Source organism: Acidovorax benzenivorans (genome assembly GCF_028680575.1).
Taxonomy (GTDB): domain Bacteria; phylum Pseudomonadota; class Gammaproteobacteria; order Burkholderiales; family Burkholderiaceae_C; genus Acidovorax; species Acidovorax benzenivorans.
Genome location: NZ_JAPCKI010000012.1, coordinates 38,751 through 60,882, shown reverse-complemented (window position 1 = coordinate 60,882; position 22,132 = coordinate 38,751). Strand labels below are relative to the sequence as shown.

16 protein-coding genes are annotated in these 22,132 nt (G+C 66.1%); 8 read left to right on the top strand and 8 right to left on the bottom strand.

The window, feature by feature from the left end:
• Positions 1-22: 22 nt before the first annotated feature.
• The 4 genes from queE to OIN59_RS18095 form a co-directional block, all read right to left on the bottom strand.
• Entirely contained in the window at positions 23-658 is a 636-nt protein-coding gene (queE, locus tag OIN59_RS18110; protein ID WP_274112459.1) for a 7-carboxy-7-deazaguanine synthase, read from the bottom strand.
• Complete coding sequence (gene nadB, locus OIN59_RS18105; RefSeq protein ID WP_274112458.1) at positions 655-2,244, bottom strand: L-aspartate oxidase; 1,590 nt, start codon at positions 2,242-2,244, stop codon at positions 655-657. The genes queE and nadB overlap by 4 nt, the downstream gene beginning before the upstream one ends.
• 66 nt (positions 2,245-2,310) lie before the next feature.
• Entirely contained in the window at positions 2,311-3,174 is an 864-nt protein-coding gene (locus tag OIN59_RS18100; protein ID WP_407655119.1) for a segregation and condensation protein A, read from the bottom strand.
• A 64-nt stretch (positions 3,175-3,238) separates the two neighbouring features.
• The gene (locus OIN59_RS18095; protein WP_274112457.1) at positions 3,239-3,445 is read right to left on the bottom strand and encodes a DUF3460 family protein; all 207 of its coding nucleotides are present in this window, start codon (positions 3,443-3,445) and stop codon (positions 3,239-3,241) included.
• A gap of 77 nt (positions 3,446-3,522) precedes the next feature.
• Here OIN59_RS18095 and OIN59_RS18090 point away from each other — a divergent pair, with 77 nt between their 5' ends.
• Positions 3,523-4,023, top strand: a complete 501-nt coding sequence (locus OIN59_RS18090) for an outer membrane protein assembly factor BamE (RefSeq protein ID WP_274112456.1) — start codon at positions 3,523-3,525, stop codon at positions 4,021-4,023.
• Between the two features lie 19 nt (positions 4,024-4,042).
• Here the strand turns inward: OIN59_RS18090 and OIN59_RS18085 are convergent, their stop codons facing one another.
• On the bottom strand, positions 4,043-5,710 hold the full coding sequence (locus OIN59_RS18085) for a SulP family inorganic anion transporter (protein ID WP_274112455.1): 1,668 nt from the start codon (positions 5,708-5,710) through the stop codon (positions 4,043-4,045).
• Positions 5,711-6,147: 437 nt separating this feature from the next.
• On the opposite strand from OIN59_RS18085, the gene OIN59_RS18080 reads away from it, so the two are divergent.
• Together OIN59_RS18080 and OIN59_RS18075 are read left to right on the top strand one after the other, a co-directional pair.
• Complete coding sequence (locus tag OIN59_RS18080; RefSeq protein WP_274112454.1) at positions 6,148-6,792, top strand: YitT family protein; 645 nt, start codon at positions 6,148-6,150, stop codon at positions 6,790-6,792.
• A gap of 336 nt (positions 6,793-7,128) precedes the next feature.
• Positions 7,129-9,363 (top strand): integrin, encoded by a 2,235-nt coding sequence (locus OIN59_RS18075; RefSeq protein ID WP_274112453.1) that lies wholly within the window; start codon positions 7,129-7,131, stop codon positions 9,361-9,363.
• A gap of 141 nt (positions 9,364-9,504) precedes the next feature.
• On the opposite strand, the gene metG is transcribed toward OIN59_RS18075, so the two are convergent.
• Positions 9,505-11,595, bottom strand: coding sequence for a methionine--tRNA ligase (gene metG, locus OIN59_RS18070; RefSeq protein WP_274112452.1), 2,091 nt, complete (start codon positions 11,593-11,595; stop codon positions 9,505-9,507).
• 173 nt (positions 11,596-11,768) lie between these two features.
• On the opposite strand from metG, the gene OIN59_RS18065 reads away from it, so the two are divergent.
• Positions 11,769-12,887, top strand: coding sequence for an SMP-30/gluconolactonase/LRE family protein (locus OIN59_RS18065; RefSeq protein ID WP_274112451.1), 1,119 nt, complete (start codon positions 11,769-11,771; stop codon positions 12,885-12,887).
• 19 nt (positions 12,888-12,906) lie between these two features.
• Here OIN59_RS18065 and OIN59_RS18060 read toward each other — a convergent pair whose 3' ends face one another.
• Both OIN59_RS18060 and OIN59_RS18055 read right to left on the bottom strand, forming a co-directional pair.
• Entirely contained in the window at positions 12,907-14,178 is a 1,272-nt protein-coding gene (locus OIN59_RS18060) for a patatin-like phospholipase family protein (RefSeq protein ID WP_274112450.1), read from the bottom strand.
• A gap of 101 nt (positions 14,179-14,279) precedes the next feature.
• Positions 14,280-14,852 carry a restriction endonuclease gene (locus tag OIN59_RS18055; RefSeq protein ID WP_274112534.1) on the bottom strand — a complete coding sequence of 191 codons (573 nt, stop codon included), beginning with the start codon at positions 14,850-14,852 and terminating at the stop codon, positions 14,280-14,282.
• A gap of 122 nt (positions 14,853-14,974) precedes the next feature.
• On the opposite strand from OIN59_RS18055, the gene apbC reads away from it, so the two are divergent.
• From apbC to fdhF, 4 genes are all read left to right on the top strand, one after another.
• Entirely contained in the window at positions 14,975-16,066 is a 1,092-nt protein-coding gene (apbC, locus tag OIN59_RS18050; RefSeq protein ID WP_274112449.1) for an iron-sulfur cluster carrier protein ApbC, read from the top strand.
• A 25-nt stretch (positions 16,067-16,091) separates the two neighbouring features.
• Complete coding sequence (locus OIN59_RS18045; RefSeq protein WP_274112448.1) at positions 16,092-17,048, top strand: LysR substrate-binding domain-containing protein; 957 nt, start codon at positions 16,092-16,094, stop codon at positions 17,046-17,048.
• Positions 17,049-17,282: 234 nt separating this feature from the next.
• Positions 17,283-19,181 carry an NADH-ubiquinone oxidoreductase-F iron-sulfur binding region domain-containing protein gene (locus tag OIN59_RS18040; protein ID WP_274112447.1) on the top strand — a complete coding sequence of 633 codons (1,899 nt, stop codon included), beginning with the start codon at positions 17,283-17,285 and terminating at the stop codon, positions 19,179-19,181.
• Positions 19,178-22,084, top strand: coding sequence for a formate dehydrogenase subunit alpha (gene fdhF / locus OIN59_RS18035; protein WP_274112446.1), 2,907 nt, complete (start codon positions 19,178-19,180; stop codon positions 22,082-22,084). The genes OIN59_RS18040 and fdhF overlap by 4 nt, the downstream gene beginning before the upstream one ends.
• Positions 22,085-22,132 lie beyond the last annotated feature (48 nt).

Below are 22,132 nucleotides of genomic sequence, written 5' to 3'. Positions count from 1 at the left end.
CGGGGACCAGAAGGAAAACGGCTCACCGGATGCCGGTGAGCTTGTGGGTTTGCAGGCTCAATCGCCATGCGGGGTGGGCCAGGCAGGCGTCAATGCAGGTGGCGGTGTTCTGGCGCTGCAGCAGACCGTCCATGGGCTGCAGAAAGCGGTGGGTGAACTGGGTGTCCTGCTCCAGCGCCTGCAGGTCAAACCCAGGCTGGGGCCAGACGAGCTTCAACTCCTGCCCGCTGCGTTGCACCCAGGGGGCGCCCGCCTTGGGGCTGATGCACAGCCAGTCGATGCCCTCGGGCGCAGCCACGGTGCCGTTGCTTTCCACCGCGATGCGGAACTGGTGGGCGTGCAGTGCGTCGATGAGTGCTGCATCGACCTGCAGCAGGGGCTCGCCGCCCGTCAATACCACCAGCCGGTGGCCCGCGCCTGCAGGCCACTGCGCGGCGATCAATTCGGCCAGCGCGGCAGCCGTCTCAAACTTGCCGCCTAACGTGCCGTCGGTGCCCACAAAGTCGGTGTCGCAGAACTGGCAGATGGCCTGCGCTCGGTCTTGTTCGCGGCCCGTCCAGAGGTTGCAGCCCGCAAAGCGGCAGAACACAGCGGGTGTGCCCGCCTGGCCGCCTTCGCCTTGCAGGGTGTAGAAAATTTCTTTGACGCTGTAGGTCATCGGGGCACCGGTGGTACGAGAAGGGTAGGGGCAGCCGGGGCGGCCATGTCGGGATAGTCGCGGCTGTAGTGCAGGCCCCGGCTTTCGCGTCGCAGTTGCGCGCTTTTTACGATCAGGTCGGCCACCTGCACCAGATTGCGCAGCTCCAGCAGGTCGCGTGTGACGTGGAAGTGGGCGTAGAACTCGTTGATCTCGCCCTGCAGCATGGCAATGCGGTGGGCGGCGCGTTCCAGCCGCTTGTTGGTGCGCACGATGCCCACGTAGTCCCACATGAAGCGGCGCAGCTCGTCCCAGTTGTGCGAGATGACGACGGACTCGTCGGCATCGGTCACGCGGCTGTCGTCCCACGCGGGCACGGCGGGCAGTTCTGTGGTCGGGGCTGCTGCGATAGCCTGTGCTGCGGCGCGCGCAAACACCATGCATTCGAGCAGCGAGTTGCTGGCCAGCCGGTTGGCGCCGTGCAGGCCGGTGCAGGCCACCTCGCCCACGGCGTACAGGCCTGGCAAGTCGGTGCGGCCGGCCAGGTCGGTCAGCACGCCGCCGCAGGTGAAGTGCGCGGTGGGCACCACAGGGATAGGCTCCTTCGTGATGTCGATGCCCAAAGATGCGCAGTGCGCGAGGATGTTGGGAAAGTGTTCTTGCAAAAACGCAGGGCTTTGGTGCGAGATGTCCAGGTGCACGCAGTCCAGCCCGTGCTTTTTCATCTCGAAGTCGATGGCGCGGGCCACCACATCGCGCGGGGCCAACTCGGCGCGCGGGTCGTGGTCCAGCATGAAGCGCGTGCCACCGGCTGAAGGAGGCAGCTTGAGTTGCCCGCCTTCGCCCCGCACCGCCTCGCTGATGAGGAAAGACTTTTCGTGCGGGTGGTACAGGCCCGTGGGGTGGAACTGGATGAACTCCATGTTCGCCACGCGGCAGCCCGCGCGCCAGGCGGCGGCAATGCCGTCGCCCGTGGCGGTGTCGGGGTTGGTGGTGTACAGGTACACCTTGCCCGCGCCGCCCGTGGCCAAAATGGTTTGCGGTGCGCGGAAGGTGACGACCTCGTCCGTGTCGCTGTCCAGCGCGTACAGGCCCAGGCAGCGGTTACCGGGCAAACCCAGCTTGCGCGTGGTGATCAGGTCCACCAGCGTGTGCTGCTCGAACAGCGTGATGCCGGGCGTGGCGCGCACCACGTCGATCAGCGTGCGCTGCACCGCCGCACCGGTAGCGTCGGTCACATGGGCAATGCGACGCGCGCTGTGGCCGCCTTCGCGCGTCAGGTGCAGCTGGTCGCCTTCGAGCGTGAAGGGCACACCCAGCTCGCGCAGCCAGGCGATCGATGCGGGGGCGTTCTCCACCACAAAGCGTGTGGTGGCCAGGTCGCACAGGCCTGCACCTGCCACCAGCGTGTCTTCAATGTGGGCGGCAAAGCTGTCATCGTCGGCTAGCACGGCGGCAATGCCGCCCTGGGCCCAGCCGCTCGATCCATCTTGCAGCGTGCGCTTGGTGATGACGGCCACGCGGTGCGTGGGCGCCAGGTGAAGGGCGGCCGAGAGGCCTGCGAGGCCGCTGCCTACGATGAGAACGTCGAAGTCGTGGGATGCCATGGCTTGCGGGTGAGGAAAGGGTGTGAGCCAAGGCCACCGGCCAGGGCGGTGAACAGCGGGGCCGACCTAGACCGGCGTGTAAGCGAGGCGCACGTAGATGGGCGCAAACGCCTCGGCCTGCGTGATCTCGATCAGCGTCTCTTTGGCCAGTTCCAGCAGGGCGATGAAGGTCACCACCAGCACGGTGCTGCCTTTTTCGGGCTCGAAGAGTTCTTCAAACTCCACAAAGCGGCGGCCCTGCAGGGTCTTGAGCACCATGCTCATGTATTCGCGCACGCTCAGCTCTTCGCGGGTGATCCGGTGGTGCTGCACAAGCTTGGCGCGCTTCAAGATATCGCGCCACGCGTCCTGCAGCTCCACGACATGTACGTCCGGGAAGCGCGGCTGCAGGCTTTGCTCGATATAGACCTGGGCCTTCAAAAAGTCGCGCCCGTATTGCGGCAACTGCCCCAGGCGGGCAGCGGCCATCTTCATCTGCTCGTATTCGAGCAGGCGGCGCACCAGCTCGGCGCGCGGGTCTTCGGGCTCCTCGCCCTCGGCCTGCTTTTTGGGCGGCAGCAGCATGCGCGACTTGATCTCGATGAGCATCGCCGCCATCAGCAAATACTCGGCCGCCAGCTCCAGGTTGCGGCTGCGGATCTCGTCCACATACGCCAGGTACTGCTTGGTCACCCCCACCATGGGGATGTCGAGGATGTTGAAGTTCTGCTTGCGGATCAGGTACAGCAGCAAATCGAGCGGGCCTTCAAAGGCTTCGAGGAAGACTTCGAGCGCGTCGGGCGGAATGTACAGGTCGGTGGGCAGCGCAAACAGCGGCTCGCCGTACAGGCGCGCCAGCGCCACCTGATCGACCACCACGGGCATGCCCGCCGCATCCAGCGCGGACAGGTCAGGCGAATCGGCCACGTTGGCTGCTTTCGCAGTGGTCATTGTTTGCTATTAAAAAATGAGCTAATAGCGCTTTATGGATAAGCGCTAGAGGCCATTTTTATGTTCAATCTGCGTTGGTCTGGTAGACGTACGGTTTCTGCTCGACCTGGCCTTCGCGGTATTCGTTCCAGATGCTGCGGTCCACCTTCTTGTCCCAAAGCAGGGCACGGCCGGCTCGTTGTTGCTGGTCCAGTTCGGGACGGCTCGCTTTGAGCTGGTTGATGAACTGGGTGGCGTCGGACTGGTAGTCGGGGCGGCGGAAAATAGACATGGACTGTGAATCTCTTTCTTGGAACGCGTCAGGCACAGTGACGCACCAAAGGTCCAAGATTTTACCGGGACGAATTTATGCGCTTGATATATTGCGTTGCTGCCGCCTTTTCCCTGATCGCCCTCACCGCCTGCGACCCCCAGCGCATCAGCGAACTCAAGGAGGGCGTCTCGACCGAAGCCGACGTGCGCGACCGCTTTGGTGCCCCCGAGAACGTGTGGGACGAACCCGGCGGTGCCCGCACCTTCGAGTACAACCGCCAGCCCGCAGGCCAGGTCAACTACATGATCACCATTGGTACCGACGGCCGCATGACCGCGCTGCGCCAGGTGCTCACGCCCGAGACCTTTGCGCGCGTGTCGCCCGGCATGCGCATGGACGAGGTGCGCCGCCTGCTGGGCAAGCCCGCTAAGGTCACGCCCTATGAGCTGAAGAAAGAGACCTGGGCCGACTGGCGCTACCTGGAGGCGCCCAACCAGGCCAAGGTCTTCACGGTGGTCTACGGGCCCGACCAGTTCGTGCTGCGCACGCAAGCAGGCGCTGACCTGGATGCGCCGGAGTTCAAGGGCGGCAAGTAGCCGGGGCGTCAACAGGTTCTTACACCGGCAGGTCTTCCAGCCCCTGCGCCGCCAGCCGGGCGCCAAAGCCCGAGCGCTCGATCAGCGAGCGTGGCTGCTCGTGCAGGTGCACCAGGCTCAGCCGCCCGCCGCGTGCGGCCACGGCCTTGAGGATTTGCGCCAGCGAGTCCAGTCCCGTGGTGTCCAGCGCCACCAGTTCGCTCGCGTCCAGCACCACGTCCATGCCGGGCGGGCCGCTCTCCACGGCCTGGATGATGGGGTCGATCTTGGCGGCGGCCCCAAAGAACAGCGCGCCGTGCAGGCGCCAGGTGGCCACGGGATGCCCGGTGGCTGGTGCACCTTCGGCCTGCGGCTGGCGCACCACGCGAAAGAGCCCGCTCATCCGCCGCACAAACAGTGCGCAGGCCATGAACAGGCCCACCTCCACCGCCACCGTCAGGTCGAACACCACGGTGAGGAAAAACGTGCCCAGCATCAGCAGTCGGTAGTGGTTGCTGAAGTGGCGCAGGCGCACAAACTCGTGCCACTCGCCCATGTTCCAGGCCACGTGCAGCAGTATGCCCGCCAGCACCGCCAGTGGGATGTGCAGCGCCAGCGGCGCGGCCACCAGCACGATCACCAGCAGCGTGAGCGCATGCACCATGCCCGCCACCGGCGACGTGGCGCCCGCACGCATGTTGGTGACGGTGCGCGCAATGGTGCCCGTGGCGGGCATGCCGCCAAAAAACGGCACCACCAGGTTGGCCACGCCCTGGGCCATGAGCTCCTGGTTGGGGTCGTGATTCTTGTGGTGCGGGTCGGTGGCCAGTTGGTCGGCCACGCGGGCACACAGCAGCGATTCGATGGCGCCCAGCAGGGCGATGGTGAGCGTGGGCGTGACCAGCAGCCGCACCGTGTCCCACGAAAAGTCGGGCAGTGCAAACACCGGCAGCGCCTGCGGAATACCGCCAAACCGCGAGCCGATGGTCTCCACCGGGAACTCCATCCCCCAGGCCAGCAGGCTCAACGTGACCAGGGCCACCACCGGCGCGGGCACGCGGGCGAACGTACGCACCGTGTGCTGCTCCATCACCTGCATGACCGGCGAGCCCTTCATCATGAGCCGGGGCCAGAGGAACAACCCCGCCACACAGGCCGTACCCAGGCCAAAGGCATAGGGGTTGACGCTGTCTGCGTGCCGCACCAGCGCATCGATCTGCGAGAAAAAGTTGCCCGGCATGCGGTCGATGGACAAGCCCAGCCAGTCCTTGACCTGCGACAACGCAATCAGCACCGCGATGCCGTTGGTAAAGCCGATCACGATGCTGACTGGCACAAACCGCACCAGCGTGCCCAGCCTGAAGAGCCCCAGCAACACGAGCAACACGCCCGCGCAGGCTGTGGAGATGAGCAGGTTGGCCACGCCATAGCGCTCGACGATGCCGTACACAATGACGATGAACGCACCCGCCGGTCCGCCAATTTGCGCGTTGCTGCCCCCCAGGGCCGAGATCAGAAAGCCCGCGATGATGGCGGTCCACAACCCGGCCTCGGGCTTGAGGCCGCTGGCGATCGCGAACGCCATGGCCAGCGGCAGTGCCACGATGCCTACTGTGACGCCCGCACCCACATCGGCCAACCATCGGCCCTTGTCGTAGCCGCGCAGCGCATCGCGCAGGCGGGGGTGGAACACGAATGAAAACTGCATGGGGCGGGTGCTTTCTGTTCTGAGCGGCGCCCCGTGCGAGGCTTTCACTCGTGGGGCGCGCGGGGCTGGCTCCAGTGTAGAGAGCTGTCTGCGAAGTGCAATGGCGCGGAACAGGCGCAAAACAGTTGCGGAAAAGGCGCAGAACAGGTGCCGTACCGCACGCAAGGCATGCCGCTTTGTATGGCGCGCCTTTCCGGTGGATAGCACGGCGCTTCAATATTGATAGCTAAAGGGGCAGTATCCTCCGGCGCTTAAAGACAAAATGACCATTTGTGTAGCTGGATGGACTTGTGGAACACCCCCCTTGGGGGCTCTGGGCCCTTGGCATATTGCTTGCTGGCCCCTACGCTGCCTGCTGGGTGTGCACGGCACCCTGGAGATCGCCAACACGGTCTCAGAGGGTTTGATTTTTTTGACGCTTGCCTGAACCACCGCCAATGCCCGACACCCCACCCCCCGCCGTGGACCCCGCCGCCACCCACACCGCCACCTTGCGCCATGGCGCCTTTGAAGACGCCCAGGCCCTGTTTGCGGGCACCTTGTTTGTGGCCATGGCGCTCATGCTGTTCAACCAGGCGGGGCTGCTGGTGGGCGGCACGGCGGGCGCGGCGTTTTTGCTGCACTACGTCACGGGCATCTCGTTCGGCAAGCTGTTCTTTGTGGTCAACCTGCCGTTCTACTGGTTCGCCTGGACGCGCATGGGGCGCGAGTTCACCATCAAGACCTTTGTCTGCGTGGGCCTGCTGTCGTTGCTGACCGAGCTGTTCCCGCACGTGATGCACGTGGACTATTTGAACCCGCTGTTCGCCTCGCTGCTGGGCGGGTTGCTGCTGGGCACGGGCTGCCTGTTTCTGGCGCGCCACCGCTCCAGTCTGGGCGGGGCCACCGTGGTGTCGCTGTATCTGCAAGGCCGCTATGGCATGCGCGCGGGCAAGGTGCAGATGATGATTGACGGCACCGTGGTGCTGCTGGCGCTGTTTGTGGTGCCGGTGGACCGGGTGGCGTATTCGGTGCTGGCAGTGCTGGTGATGAGCGGGTTCTTGTGGATCAGCCACCGGCCGGGGCGCTACGTGGGCCATTGAGGTAAGGGCCGCCAGCGCAGCGGCCGCCTGTCTCAGGTCGCGACCGAGTCCTCGGGGTTCTGAGCCCCCGCTAAACGCCCCTGGCGAATCCGTTGCATCTGTCAACCCTGCTTCAGTGGGGTGCGCTTGCGCGTCCCCCCGCACTAGAGTCCCTGTCAGCCCGCCTGCCCTCGCACCAGGGGAGCCGGGCTCGCCCGCGCTTTCTGAGGGGGGTGAAGCGCCCACCCCGTTCACATGCCCGGAGAATCATCGATGTACCGAACTTTTTCTGAGGCACTGTGGGCGAGGCTTGTTGGGGCAGCAAGGCTATTTCTTCTGGTTGCGAGTGGAGCCCTGATGGCCTGCGGCGGTGGCGAAGACCCTGCTGCGCCCCCACCGCCACCGCCACCCGTAGCGCAACATTCCGTGGGCGGCACCGTGACGGGGCTGGTCGGCACCCTCGTCCTGGCCAATGGCACAGAAGCGGAGCTGACCATCACGGCCAGCGGCAGCTATGCCACCCGCGTTTCTCAGGGCCTGGCCTACCACATCGTTGTCCGCACCCAGCCCGTCGGGCAGACCTGCGTGGTGGAAAACGGCTCGGGTGTGGTGGCAGGTCCGGTTTCCAACATCCTGGTGACCTGCACCACCAATACCTACACCGTCGGTGGATCGGTCACAGGCCTGGTGGGTACCGTGAGGTTGCAGCTCAACGGCGTTGCGGATCTGTTGGTGACTGCCGATGGCGTTTTCCGGTTTTCCCTGCCGCTGTCCCATGGCCGCTCCTACGCCGTCACGGTGTATGCGCAGCCCGTGGACCAGGTTTGTACGGTAGAGGCTGGCACCGGGGTTGCTGTGGCGCCCGTGACCCCAGTGAGAGTGCGTTGCAGCACGGTCTCTTCGCCTCCGCCACCCCCTCCGCCCCCTCCACCGGCGCCCCCCACGCCCGGTGGCCTGGGCATTACCTATGGGACGAAGGCGTTGGTCTTTTCCTGGACCTCGGCGCCCGGCGCAACCCGCTACACGGTGTATGAAGACCCGGACGGCGTGGGCCCGCTGGCGCCCGCGCAAATTGGGTCGACCGCTGCCACCGGGCTGACCTACGCAGTGCCGGTGCTGCTGCACCTTCGGCTGAATGCCACGTACACGGTGCAAGCCTGCAACGAGGGTGGGTGCAGTGCGCCATCCGCCTCTGTGGCGGCAGACATGGTGCGCGCCGTTGGCTACTTCAAGGCCTCCACCACCACAGTCGAAGGCCGGTTTGGAAACCGTGTGGCCCTGTCCAGCAGCGGTGCCACCCTGGCCGTTGGGGCCTATGGGGAGGGCGGCAACACCGGCGCGGTGTACGTGTTTACGAAAAGTGGCGCCACGTGGTCGCAGCAGGCGCGCATTGTGGCCCCCAATGGCGAGGCCAACGACTATTTTGGAAACGCCCTGGCCTTGTCTGCCGACGGCAATACGCTGGCCATCGGCGCGGACGGCGAGAGCGGCGATCAGAAGGGCACGTTTGCGACGATGCCGGCCACCAACAACCTGGCCAGCAGCTCAGGTGCCGTCTATGTGTATGCCCGCACGGGTGCAGCCTGGTCGCAGCAGGCCTTCATCAAGGCGAACAACGCGGATGCCAGCGATCTATTCGGTTCATTCGTCGCCCTCTCGAACGATGGCAACACACTGGCCGTTGCAGCCTACAACGAGGACGGCGACTTGACCGGAACGCACGGCAACGCGGCCTATTCTGCGTCCGGGGCCGCCTATGTTTTTACCCGCACGGGCACCAACTGGGCGCAGCAAAGCTACCTCAAGGCCTCTAACGCGGGCTCGGGAGATTTCTTTGGGATCTACCTCAGTTTGTCCGGGGTGGGCAACACCCTGGCGGTGGGGGCGTTCTTTGAGCGCAGCGCCCTGGCAAGCGATCCGGCGGACGACACCTTGACCAACGCCGGTGCGGCCTACGTGTTCCAGCGCAATGCGGGGGCATGGTCGCAGCAGGCCTATCTGAAGGCTCCGAGTCCCAAGGCGCAGGACCGCTTCGGTGTCGCGGTCAATCTGTCGGGCGACGGCAACACGCTGGCCGTTGGAATGGACGGCGACAGCAGCAATTACACCGGCACATTCGTGGTGCCTCCAGCGAGCAACACCCTCGCGCTCAACTCTGGCGCGGTGTTTGTGTTCATCCGTGCGGGCGGCGTGTGGCAGTCACAGGCCTATTTGAAGGCCTCCAATACCCGTACGCCCCACCGATTCGGCAACAACCTGGCCATGTCCAGCGACGGCAACACGCTGGTGGTGCCGTCGTACCGGGACGACAGCAATGCGCGCGGATTCAATGGAGACCAGGCCGACACTACGGCAACCGATGCAGGCGCTGTGCTGGTGTTTCGCCGCAGCGCAGGCACTTGGGCACAGCAGACCTACCTGAAGGCACCCAATACGGGTGCCGGTGACCGTTTTGGTGGCCGCGTTGCGTTGTCAGGCGATGGCACCACACTGGCCGTGGGGGCATCGACGGAAGACGGTGGGTCGAACGGAGTTGGAGGCAACCAGATCGACGAAAGCAGAACCAACGCGGGCGCGGTGTACCTGTACTGAGGCGTTGCGTTGCGTTGTGGAACGGGGCGGGTGGATGTCCTGCCCCTTCCTTCCTTTGTCGCCTGGGGGCGGAGGCCCTCAGCGCAGTTCAGCACCCTTCAGCGCCTTTGACCGCCGCCTGATCTGCAAAGTCTGCGCGCGTTAGCGCACCCGCATGCCGGGCGTGGCGCCGGGCCAGGGGTTGAGCACGTAGATGCCGGGGTTGGCTTTTTCATCACCGTGGCTAGCGGCCAGCACCATGCCTTCGCTCACGCCAAACTTCATCTTGCGCGGGGCCAGGTTGGCCACCATCACGGTGTGCTTGCCCACCAGGTCTTCGGGCTTGTAGGCGCTGGCGATGCCGCTGAAGACGTTGCGGTGGCGGCCCTCGCCCACGTCCAGCGTCAGGCGCAGCAGCTTGGTCGAGCCCTCCACCGCCTCGCAGTTCACGATCAGCGCAATGCGCAGGTCGATCTTGGTGAAGTCGTCGATGGTGATGGTGGGGGCGATTTCCTCTCCACCGGGTGTTGCTATTGTTTTTGTAGCTGCCGGCGCTTGTTCTGCCTGCGCTGGGGCCTCAAACAATGCTTCAAGCTGTTCTGGGGTCACGCGCTGCATCAGGTGCTGATAGGGCTGGATGGCCTGCACATCACCCGCCACGCTCCACTGCTGCATGTTCACGCCCACAAAGCCTTGCACGGCCTGGGCCAGGCCTGGCAGCACCGGGGCCAGGTAGCGGGTGAGCGTGGCAAAGGTGTTGATCAGCACCGAGCACACCTGGTGCAGTGCCTCGTTGTTGGCGGCGTCCTTGGCCAGGTCCCAGGGCTTGTTCTGGTCCACGTAGGCGTTGACCTTGTCGGCCAGTTGCATGATCTCGCGCGTGGCCTTGCTGTACTCGCGCGTTTCGTACATCTGCGAGATGGCATCGCCCGCGCCGCGTACGTCGGCCAGCAGTGCGGCTCCGGTGGTGCCGAAATTGGTGGTCAGTTGGCCGCCAAAGCGTTTGGTCAAGAAGCCCGCTGCGCGGCTGGCGATGTTCACGTACTTGCCGATCAGGTCGCTGTTCACGCGCAGCATGAAGTCTTCGGCATTGAAGTCGATGTCTTCGTTGCGCGCGCTGAGCTTGGCCGCCAGGTAGTAGCGCAGCCACTCGGCGTTCATGCCCAGGCTCAGGTACTTGAGCGGGTCCAGGCCCGTGCCCCGGCTCTTGCTCATCTTCTCGCCGTTGTTCACGGTCAAGAAGCCGTGCACGAACACGTTGTTGGGCGTCTTGCGGCCGCTGAAGTGCAGCATGGCGGGCCAGAACAGCGTGTGGAAGGTGACGATGTCCTTGCCGATAAAGTGGTACTGCTCCATCGCCGGGTCGGCCATGTAGGCGTCGTAGCTTTCGCCGCGCTTTTCCAGCAGGTTCTTCAGCGATGCGAGGTAGCCCACGGGGGCGTCCAGCCACACGTAGAAGTATTTGCCCGGTGCGTCGGGGATCTCGATGCCGAAGTAGGGCGCGTCACGGCTGATGTCCCAGTCGCCCAGGCCTTCGCTTTGCGTGCCATCGGGGTTGGTGCGGACGGTGAACCATTCCTTGATCTTGTTGGCCACCTCGGGCTGCAGTTTGCCGTCTTGAGTCCAGTTTTCCAGAAACTCCACGCAGCGCGGGTCAGATAGCTTGAAGAAGAAATGCTCGGAGTGCTTGAGCTCGGGCTTGGCGCCGCTCAGGGCCGAGAAGGGGTTGATCAGGTCGGTGGGGGCGTACACGGTGCCGCACACCTCGCAGTTGTCGCCGTACTGGTCCTTGGCGTGGCACTTGGGGCATTCGCCCTTGATGTAGCGGTCGGGCAGGAACATGTTCTTCTCGGGGTCGAAGAACTGTTCGATGGTGCGAACCTCGATCAGGCTGCCGTCGGCGCGGTCGCGCAGGTCGCGGTAGATCTGGCGGGCCAGCTCGTGGTTTTCGGGCGCATCGGTGCTGTGCCAGTTGTCAAAGCTGATGTGAAAGCCGTCCAGGTACTGCTTGCGGCCCGCAGCGATGTCGGCCACGAACTGCTGGGGCGTTTTGCCCGCCTTTTCGGCGGCAATCATGATGGGCGCGCCGTGGGTGTCGTCGGCTCCGCAGAAGTTGACCGCGTTGCCCTGCATGCGCTGGTACCGCACCCAGATGTCGGCCTGGATGTATTCCATGATGTGGCCGATGTGGAAGTTGCCGTTGGCGTACGGCAGGGCGGTGGTAACGAAGAGTTTGCGTGCGGATGACGTCATGAAAAGCGGCTTTCTCAGGCGGAACCCATGATTTTAGGCGTTTGATCCCGCCCTTTGCCGTCGGCGGCGCTCAAGCCGCTTGCCTGCGTCGCTCAGGTGCCAATCAGGGCGTGCGCTCGGGCCGCCGATGGCACCACAATGCCCTTCATTCCAGTATGCAATGAGGAGACAACATGGCCAGAACATGGGTGAAACGGGTGGGGTGGGGCGTGGGTGGCGCCGTCTTGGTGGTGGCCGCTTACCTGGCGGCGTGGCCTGTGCCCATCCAGCCGGTGGCCTGGAGCGCGCCCGCCGCGCCCGGTTACCAGGGCGTGCACGCACCCAACCAGCGCCTGGCCAAGCTGCAGATGATTGACCTGAAAGGCGAGGTGGGCCCCGAGCACATTGCCTTTGGCAAGGACGGCAAGCTCTACACCACCGTGCTCAGCGGCAACATTCTGCGCATGAACGCCGATGGATCGGGCCAGGAGGTGTTTGCCAACACCGGCGGGCGGGTGCTGGGGTTTGACTTTGATGCGGCAGGCAACCTGATTGCGGCCGATGCGGTCAAGGGCCTGCTGTCCATTGCGCCCGACAGCAAGGTCACCGTGTTGGCCGACAAAGTGGGCGTCAACGACCCCATCCGCTACGCCGACGCCGTGGTGGTGGCCCAGAGCGGCAAGATGTACCTGAGCGACGCCTCCACCCGTTTTGCCCCCAAGGACTGGGGCGGCACGTTTGAAGCGAGCGTGCTCGACATCCTGGAGCAGGCCAGCACTGGCCGGGTTATTGAATACGACCCCGCCACCCGCGCCACGCGCGTGGTGGCCCGGGGCATCAGCTTTGCCAATGGTGTGGCGCTGAGCCAGGACGAAAAGCACTTGTTCGTCAACGAAACCGGCAAATACCGCGTGTGGAAGATTGCAGTAGAGGCCCGTGATCTGGATGTTGCCCAGCCCAGCCCCCAGGCCAGCGTGCTGCTCGACAACTTGCCCGGTTACCCCGACAACCTGATGCGAGGGCAGGGCGATAAGGTGTGGCTGGGTTTTGCCAAGCCGCGTGGGGCGGCCATCGACAACATGTCCGGCAAGCCCGGGCTGCGCAGCCTGACCCTGCGCCTGCCGCGTGCGCTGTGGCCCATTCCCCAGCCCTACGGCCACGTGATCGCGTTCACCGACGATGGCAAGGTGGTGGCAGACCTGCAGGACCCGAGCGGCGCCTACCCCGAGACCACGGCCATCACCGAGACGGCCGACCGGCTGTATGTGCAAAGCCTGCACGCACACGGCCTGGGCTGGTTGCCGAAGCCTTGAGGCACCAGCGCCGGGTGCTTCAGGTGGGTTCCCCATGGTGCCGGGTCTTTACCTCGGCGCCGCTGTCCGTCCAGCCAAAAAATCGGCACACCTCGGCCCGCATGGCCAGGGTGTCCGCCCGGCCCAGGGCCATCAGCTCTTGCGTGTAGCCGGATTCGAACAGCAGGTAGCTGGCCAGCGCCGCGCCGCGCACATCGGCCATGTTGGACGTGACGCCCAGGGCGCCCAGCATGGTGCGCACGGGGCCGGGCAGGTCGCCCACATGGCGCGCGGCCACGGCGTCCAGCCGCTGCGAGGGCGCAATCACCAGTAGCTCGATGGGGCGCAGCGCGCTGTGCAGGCGCTTTTCTTCGGGGATGAGCGACAGGGTCTGGTTGATGCGCTGCACGCGCTCTACGTCCACTGCCAGCGCATCCAGAAAGATGTTGGACAGCGCATGCCCCGCGATCTGCGCCAGGGTGGGGTAGTTGGTCGTGGGGTTGGCGGCGGCATCGCCCTTGGGTTCGTGCATGCGGCCCGCGCCGATCACCAGGATGCGCTCGGCCCCCAGGTGGATGGCCGGGGCAATGGGCGCCGACTGGCGCATGGAGCCGTCGCCAAAGTATTCGACATGGTCGTCCACCTCGATGCCCTTGGCCGGAAAGATGAACGGGATGGCTGAGGACGCGAGCAAATGTTCGTGCGTGATGCGGTCGCTGGCGGCCTTGCGCTGCGAACGCACCCAGGGCTTGACGGGTGTGGCCGCTTCAAAAAAGGTGACGTGTTCGCCCGAGCTGTAGCTAGACGCCGTGACGGCCAGCGCCGTGAGGTGGCCCTTGCGGATCAGCCGGGGCAGGCGCACCAGCGGCACCATTTTGACCAGCAGTTTTTCGAGCGGGGAGTTGTCCAGCAGCGAGCGCGGCCGCATGCGCCGCCAGCGCGCCAACGCCCAGCCCAGCGACACCAGCGTGAGCCAGCGCGCGCCGCTGCGCATCACGCTGAGCGAGTCGGCGCCATACACCTGGCTGGCGTGGAACTGCCGCCACACGCGTGCAATGCGGCGCACGGCGCGGTCAAAGTTGTCGGCCCCACAGGCCAGCGCCGCCGCGTTGATGGCCCCGGCGGAGGTCCCGGTGATGATGGGAAAGGGGTTGGGGCCACTCCCCTCGCCACAGGCCTGGCGCAGGTCGGCAATGGCTTCGAGCACGCCCACCTGGTAGGCGGCGCGGGCACCACCACCGGTCAGCAGCAGGCCCGTGGCGGGTGTTGGATGGGCGGCGTCAGGGGCTGCGGCGGGGGTAGGGGTGTGCATGGACGGTCGGTCGGGGCGATGCCCCAAGTGTGGCGGGGCGCCTGGGGCGATTCATGTGGGAAAACCCGCATGGGCGGGCCGCCGCACGCGCAGCGAGGGTCTCAGCGCTGCTTGAGCAGCAGCTGGGCCACCGCGTCGCCCTGCAGCACCACAATGCCGTGCTCGCGGGCAAACGCCTGGGCGTTGTCGCTGACCTGGCCCTGGGCGGCCACATACACGCCTGCCGGTGCATCGCTGGCCACCATGGCGGCGTGCAGCTCGCGCAGGGGTTCCACGCCGTGGGTTGCGGCCTTCCAGCGTTTGGCGCTGACCAGGGTGGTCTTGCCGCCCTGGGTCAGGCGCATGTCGGCCCCGTTGGTGTTGTTGCCTGTCAGGCGCTCCACGCTGTAGCCCGCGCGCTCCCAGGCGGTGGCCAGGGTGTCGGCAAAACTGCGCCAGGGCATGCTGCCCACGGCCTCCAGCATCTCGACCACCTTGGCGGGGTTGGGGGCGCGCAGCTGCTTCCAGGCGGCCATGCAACCCACCACAAAGATGGGGAAACCCGCCAGCGCACCCACCACAAAGTATTCCTTGGGCAGCAGCGCCCCGGCCGCCAGCGTGATGAGGCCCACCACCACAAAGCTGATCCACCACGGCGAGCGCAGCAGCACGGCAAACAGGGAGTTCTCGGACATCTTGAATTTCACGGGAGGCCTTTTTTTGGAGAGAGCGACGATGCAATGCGGTGCGCATTGTCCTTCAGCGGCAGGGGGCGGGAGCTTGGGAATAGACTACCGGCCCCACAGGAGTTATTTGAATGGCAGTCACCGAACAGGGCCTTTTGGCCGCACTTTCCAGCGTGCTGGACCCCCATACGGGCAAGGATTTTGTGAGCACGCGCGCCTTGCGCAATGTGCAGATCACCGGTGGCGATGTGGCCTTTGATGTAGAGCTGGGCTACCCCGCCAAGAGCCTGGTGCCCGAGCTGCGCCGCAGCCTGGTGGCCGCCGCCAAGGGCGTGGCCGGGGTGGACAACGTGTCGGTCAACATCACCACCAAGGTGATCGCGCATGCCGTGCAGCGCGGCGTGCAGCTGTTGCCGCAGGTCAAGAACATCATCGCCGTGGCCTCGGGCAAGGGCGGCGTGGGCAAAAGCACCACGGCCGCCAACCTGGCCCTGGCCCTGGCCGCCGAGGGCGCCAGCGTAGGCGTGCTGGACGCCGACATCTACGGCCCCAGCCAGCCCATGATGCTGGGCATCAACCGCCGCCCCGAGAGCGAAGACGGCAAGACCATGGAGCCGCTCGAAAACTACGGCGTGCAGGTCATGTCCATCGGCTTTCTGGTGGACCAGGACGAAGCCATGATCTGGCGCGGCCCCATGGCCACCCAGGCGCTGGAGCAGCTGCTGCGCCAGACCAACTGGAAAGACCTCGACTACCTCATCATCGACATGCCGCCCGGCACCGGCGACATCCAGCTCACGCTCAGCCAGCGCGTGCCCATGACCGGCGCTGTCATCGTGACCACCCCGCAAGACATCGCGCTGCTGGACGCCAAGAAGGGCATCAAGATGTTTGAGAAGGTGGGCGTGCCCATCCTCGGCATCGTCGAGAACATGGCCGCGCACGTGTGCAGCAACTGCGGCCATGTGGAGCACATCTTTGGCGCCGATGGCGGCAAGAAGATGGCCGCCGAATACAACATGGACTACCTGGGCGCGCTGCCCCTGGACATGAGCATCCGCCTGCAGGCCGACAGTGGCAAGCCCACCGTGGTAGCCGACCCGGACGGGGACGTGGCCAAGATCTACAAGAAGGTGGCGCGCGATGTGGCGGTGAAGATCGCCCAGCAGGCCAAGGACTTTTCCAACAAGTTCCCCTCCATCTCGATCAGCAAGAACACTTGATCTCTCTGAGCCGCCGCACCGCGCCATGAACCTGCTCGCGTCCCTGCGCTACTTGGTGGCGCTGCACGAGCACCGGCACTTTGGCCGGGCGGCGCAGGCCTGCCACATCACGCAGCCGGCCCTCTCCAACGCCCTGCGCGCGCTGGAAAAAGAGTTTGGCGTGGTGGTGGTGCGCCGAGGTCGCAGTTTTGAGGGCTTTACGCCCGAAGGTGAGCGCGTGCTGGCCTCGGCCCAGCGCATGCTGCACGAGCACCAGGTGCTGCAGCAGGACCTGAGCAGCGACGCCGCCCACCCGCGCGGCACGTTGCGGCTGGGCGCCGTGCCAACGGCCATGCCCATCCTCGCGCGGTTTGCGGCGCAGTTGCAGGCGCGGCACCCGGGCATCGTGCCGGTGGCGCTGTCGATGAGCTCGCAGGCGCTGGAGGCGGGGCTCGAAAATATTGCGCTCGACCTCGCGCTGGGCTACACCGAACGCATGCCCGCACGCGGCGGCCCGCTGCGGGCCTGGCCGCAGTATGTGGAGCACTACTTTCTGCTGCGCCGGTCGCTGCGCCCGCCCCAAGGCCAGGCGCACGGTCTGCAGATGGGGCCGCCCATGGCCTGGGCGGATGCGGCGGCCCTGCCGCTGTGCTTGCTTACTCCCGAGATGCACAACCGCAGCCTGGTCGATGGCGCCTTTCGCAGCGCGGGGGCCACGGTGTCACCTGCGATGGAAACGGATTCGGTGCTGACCCTGGCGCTCAGTGTGGTCGCTGGCAATGTGTGCAGTGTCTTGCCCGGTGCGCTGGTCGATGCCGTGCGCGGCCATGACGGGCTGGAGGCCTTGCCGTTGACGGGCCCGGTGCTCACCACCCCCATCGGATTCATGTCGCACCGGCAGGTGCAGCCCACCCGGGCGCTGGATGCGGCGCTGGCGCTGGCGCAAGATGCGGACTGGTTGCGGCACGCCACGGCACACAGCGGGTTGCTGGCCCGCCAGTGACTCTCGCGCTCCTGGGGCCTTGAAAGGGGCGGGCGGCAGCCCCCCTGCGCGGCACGAGCTGCTGCCGGGTTGCAGGCGCGGGTTGATTCACAAAACGCCGCAGGACACAGGGTTTCATTTGTTTTTGTGATCGACCCATGTGCATCGGCAATTTGACGCCCGCCACTGCGGTGCCCGACACTGCGGCGGCGCGCCGAGCTATGCAGGCGCTTTCATACAAAAACAAAGCACCCCATGCCCCTTGCCCCCGAAGCCCCCACCGTGGCCGCCGTGTCGGTCAACGACATGCGCGAGCGCATCCGCCGCAAAAGCCGCCTCAAGGGCCGCCAGCCCGAAGACGCCGCGATGGCCGATGTGGCGCAGCTGCTGGGCCCGCGCCCAGCCGAGGGCTACCGGCGCGACCTGCTCATTGAATACCTGCACCGGTTGAGCGACCACTTTGGCGTGCTGCACGACCGCCACCTGGTGGCGCTGGCCCGGCAGCTGAACCGGCCCATGGCCGAGGTGTATGAGGTGGCCAGCTTCTATCACCACTTCGATATCGTGCGCGGCGACGAAGCCCAGGCCCCGCGCCTGGTGCTGCGCGTGTGCGACAGCCTGAGCTGCAGCCTGGCCGGTGCGCGCGAGCTGCTGGCCGCGTTGCCCGAACGCCTGCGCGCGGCCGGTCAGGGCGATGTGCAGGTGCAGGCCGTGCCCTGCGTGGGCCGCTGCGAGCAGGCGCCCGTGGCGGTGGTGCACCAATGCCCGGTGCCACACGCCACGGTCGATGCGGTGCTGGACGCGATCGGTTTGAAGCCAAATCGGGCTCTGGCGCTTCATCCACAAGCGCTGGCAGCTATCAATTTTGATATTTCTGAGCTGGCGGAGCAAAGCGTGCCTGCGCAGCCAGAAGGCGTCAGCCCCGCCCACACCGACCTGGCCACCTACTGCGCACACGGCGGCTACCAGACGGCCGCTGCACTGGTGAATGGCGAGATGGACGCCGAGGCCGTGCTCGCGGCCATGGAGGACTCGGGTTTGCGCGGCCTGGGTGGCGCAGGCTTTCCGGCCGGGCGCAAGTGGAGGATTGTTAGGGATCAACCCGCTCCACGCCTGATGGCCGTCAACATCGACGAGGGCGAGCCCGGCACCTTCAAAGACCGCACCTATCTGGAACGCGACCCGCACCGCTTTCTGGAAGGCGTGCTCGTCGCCGCCCAGGTGGTGGGCACCGAGGCGATCTATATCTACCTGCGCGACGAATACCACGGCTGCCGCGCGCTGCTGCAAAAGGCGCTGGACGACCTGCACCGCGAGCCGCCATGCCCCCTGCCGCACATCGAGTTGCGGCGCGGCGCGGGCGCCTACATCTGTGGCGAAGAGTCGGCCATGATCGAAAGCATCGAAGGCAAACGTGGCGAACCCCGCATGCGCCCGCCCTACATCGCGCAGGTGGGCCTGTTCGGCCGCCCCACGCTGGAGCACAACTTCGAGACGCTGTACTGGGTGCGCGACATCGTCGAGCGCGGGCCGCAGTGGTTTGCCAGCTTTGGCCGCCACGGGCGCAAGGGGCTGCGCAGTTTCAGCGTGAGCGGGCGGGTCAAGCACCCCGGCGTCAAGCTCGCGCCCGCAGGCATCACCGTGCAAGAGCTCATCGACGAATACTGCGGCGGTTTGCTGGACGGCCACCAGCTTTACGCCTACCTGCCCGGCGGCGCCTCGGGCGGCATATTGCCCGCCAGCCTGAATAACGTCCCGCTCGACTTCGACACGCTGCAGCCCTACGGCTGCTTTATCGGATCGGCGGCCGTCATCGTGCTCAGCCAGCACGACAGTGCGCGCGATGCCGCGCTGAACGTGATGCGCTTCTTTGAACACGAAAGCTGCGGCCAGTGCACGCCCTGCCGCGTCGGCACGGCCAAGGCCGCCGCGTTGATGCAGGCACCGCAGTGGGACGCCGACCTGCTGGACGACCTGGCGCAGGTGATGGCCGATGCGTCCATCTGCGGCCTGGGGCAGGCCGCGCCCAACCCCATCCGCTGCATCCACAAATACTTCCCGCACGAGGTGGGCGAGGGGCCTTGGCCGGGTGACCTGCCCAAGCCGCGCAACAGCCCGCTGACCGAACAATTGCCCGGAGGGTTGAAGCCATGAGCGCCGTGTTGACATCTGCCGCCGTGCAGCCCGGCGTGGCCTTCGAGCTGGACGGTCAGCCCGTCACCGCCCACGCTGGCGAAACCATTTTGAAAGCCGCGCAGCGCCACGGCGTGGACATTCCGCACCTGTGCTACACCGACGGCCTGCGCCCCGACGGCAACTGCCGCGCCTGCGTGGTCGAGATCGCGGGCGAGCGCACGCTGGCCCCCAGCTGCTGCCGCGCGCCGACTGAAGGCATGAAGGTGCAGGCGGCCAGCCCGCGCGCGCGCAAGAGCCAGCAGATGGTGGTGGAGATGCTGCTGTCCGACATGCCGGACGTGGGATACCGGTGGAACGATCAAAAGGCCAATACTCCTGAATTGATAGCTGGTGGTGCTTATTCATCAAGCGCTAGCGGCCAATTTGATTCAAATTCTTCTGAAACGGTAGGCCAGCATGGCGAACTGAGCGAATGGGCCGACCGCTTGGGCGTGGCCGTGCGCCCGGCCCTCAAAGCCCTGCGCCGCGAGCAGCCCGCGCCCGACCTGAGCCACCCGGCCATGGCGGTGAACCTGGACGCCTGCATCCAGTGCAACCGCTGCGTGCGCGCCTGCCGCGAGGAACAAGTCAACGACGTGATCGGCTACGCGCTGCGCGGCGCGGACTCCAAGATCGTCTTCGACCTCGACGACCCCATGGCCGAGAGCACCTGCGTGGCCTGCGGCGAATGTGTGCAGGCCTGCCCCACGGGCGCGCTCAGTCCCAAGACGCACATCGGTTCCCAAAAGGTGGACCGCAAGGTCGACTCGGTCTGCCCGTTCTGCGGCGTGGGCTGCCTCATCACCTACAACGTGCGCGATGAAAAGATCATCAGCGTCGAAGGCCGCGACGGCCCGGCCAACCATGGCCGCCTGTGCGTGAAAGGGCGCTTCGGTTTCGACTACGCCCACCACCCCGACCGCCTGACCGTGCCGCTGATCCGCAAGCCCGGCGTGCCCAAGGAGGTGCGCCCCTACGGTGCCGACTGGCAGGGCACCTTCCGCGAAGCGACCTGGGATGAGGCGCTGGATCTTGCTGCGGGCACGCTCAGGTCACTGCGCGACACCCACGGCCCGAAAGCGCTCGCGGGCTTTGGCTCGGCCAAGGGCAGTAACGAAGAGGCCTACCTGTTCCAGAAGCTGGTGCGCACCGGCTTTGGCAGCAACAACGTGGACCACTGCACGCGGCTGTGCCATGCGTCCAGCGTGGCCGCGCTGCTCGAAGGCGTGGGCTCGGGCGCGGTGAGCAACCCGGTGCACGACGTGGAGCATGCCGAGCTGATCTTCGTGATCGGCTCCAACCCCACGGCCAACCACCCGGTGGCGGCCACCTGGATGAAGAACGCTGCACAGCGCGGCGCCAAGATCGTGCTGGCCGACCCACGCGTGACCGACATCGGCCGCCACGCCTGGCGCACGCTGCAGTTCAAGGCCGACACCGATGTGGCCATGCTCAACGCGCTGATCCACACCGTGATCGACGAAGGTCTGGTGGATGAAGCCTTCATCAAGGGCCGCGCCAACAATTTCGAGGCGCTCAAGGCCAACGTGATGGGCTGCAGCCCCGAGGCCATGGCCCCCGTGTGCGGCGTCCCGGCCGAGAGGCTGCGCGAGGTGGCGCGTGCGTTTGCGCAGTCCAAGGCGTCGATGATTTTGTGGGGCATGGGTGTGAGCCAGCACGTGCACGGCACCGACAACGCGCGCTGCCTGATCGCGCTGTGCGCCGTCACCGGCCAGATCGGCAAGCCCGGCTCGGGCCTGCACCCGCTGCGCGGCCAGAACAACGTGCAGGGCGCGAGCGACGCGGGGCTGATCCCCATGATGTTCCCCAACTACCAGCGCGTGGACAACTCCGGGGCGCATGCGTGGTTCGAGGGCTTCTGGGGTACCAAGCTCGATGAGACGCCCGGCTACACCGTGGTCGAGATCATGCACAAGGCCCTGGCGCCAGACAGCGACCCGCACAAGGTGCGCGGCATGTACATCATGGGCGAGAACCCCGCCATGAGCGACCCCGACCTGAACCACGCGCGCCACGCGCTGGCCAGCCTGTCGCACCTGGTGGTGCAGGACATCTTCCTCACCGAAACCGCGTGGCTGGCCGACGTGGTGCTGCCCGCGAGCGCCTGGCCCGAAAAGACCGGCACCGCCAGCAACACCGACCGCATGGTGCAGATGGGCCGCCGCGCGCTGAACCCGCCGGGCGATGCGCAGCCTGATCTGTGGATCATTCAGCAGATTGCCGCGCGCATGGGGCTTGGCTGGAACTACGAAGGCGAAGAGTCGGGCGTGGCCGCTGTTTACGACGAAATGCGCCAGGCCATGCACGCCAGCATTGAGGGCATCAGCTGGAGCCGCCTGGAGCGCGACTCCAGCGTGACCTACCCCTGCCTCACGGCTGACGACCCCGGCCAGCCCATCGTCTTTACCGAAACATTCCCGACGCCCACGGGGCGTCTGCAACTGGTGCCCGCCAGCTTGATCCCGGCGGCAGAAAAGCCCAATGCCGACTACCCCCTGGTGCTCATCACCGGTCGCCAGCTGGAGCACTGGCACACCGGCAGCATGACGCGGCGCAGCACGGTGCTGGACGCCATCGAGCCCATGGCCACCGCGTCGCTGCATGGTGATGAACTGGCGCGGCTGGGTGTGGCGCCCGGCGCGCTGGTGGGCATCCGCTCGCGGCGCGGCATGGTGCAGGTGCGCGTGCGCCGCGACGACGGCACGCCGCGCGGCACGGTGTTCATGCCGTTTGCCTATGTGGAGGCAGCGGCCAATCTGCTGACCAACGCGGCGCTGGACCCGTTTGGCAAGATCCCGGAGTTCAAATACTGCGCGGTGGCGGTGGAGGTGCTGCACGGCAGCGGCAGTGACATCGTGTGACGCCGGGCGATCCGCACGCGGGTTGCGGGGCTTTGCGGGCATTGCCGC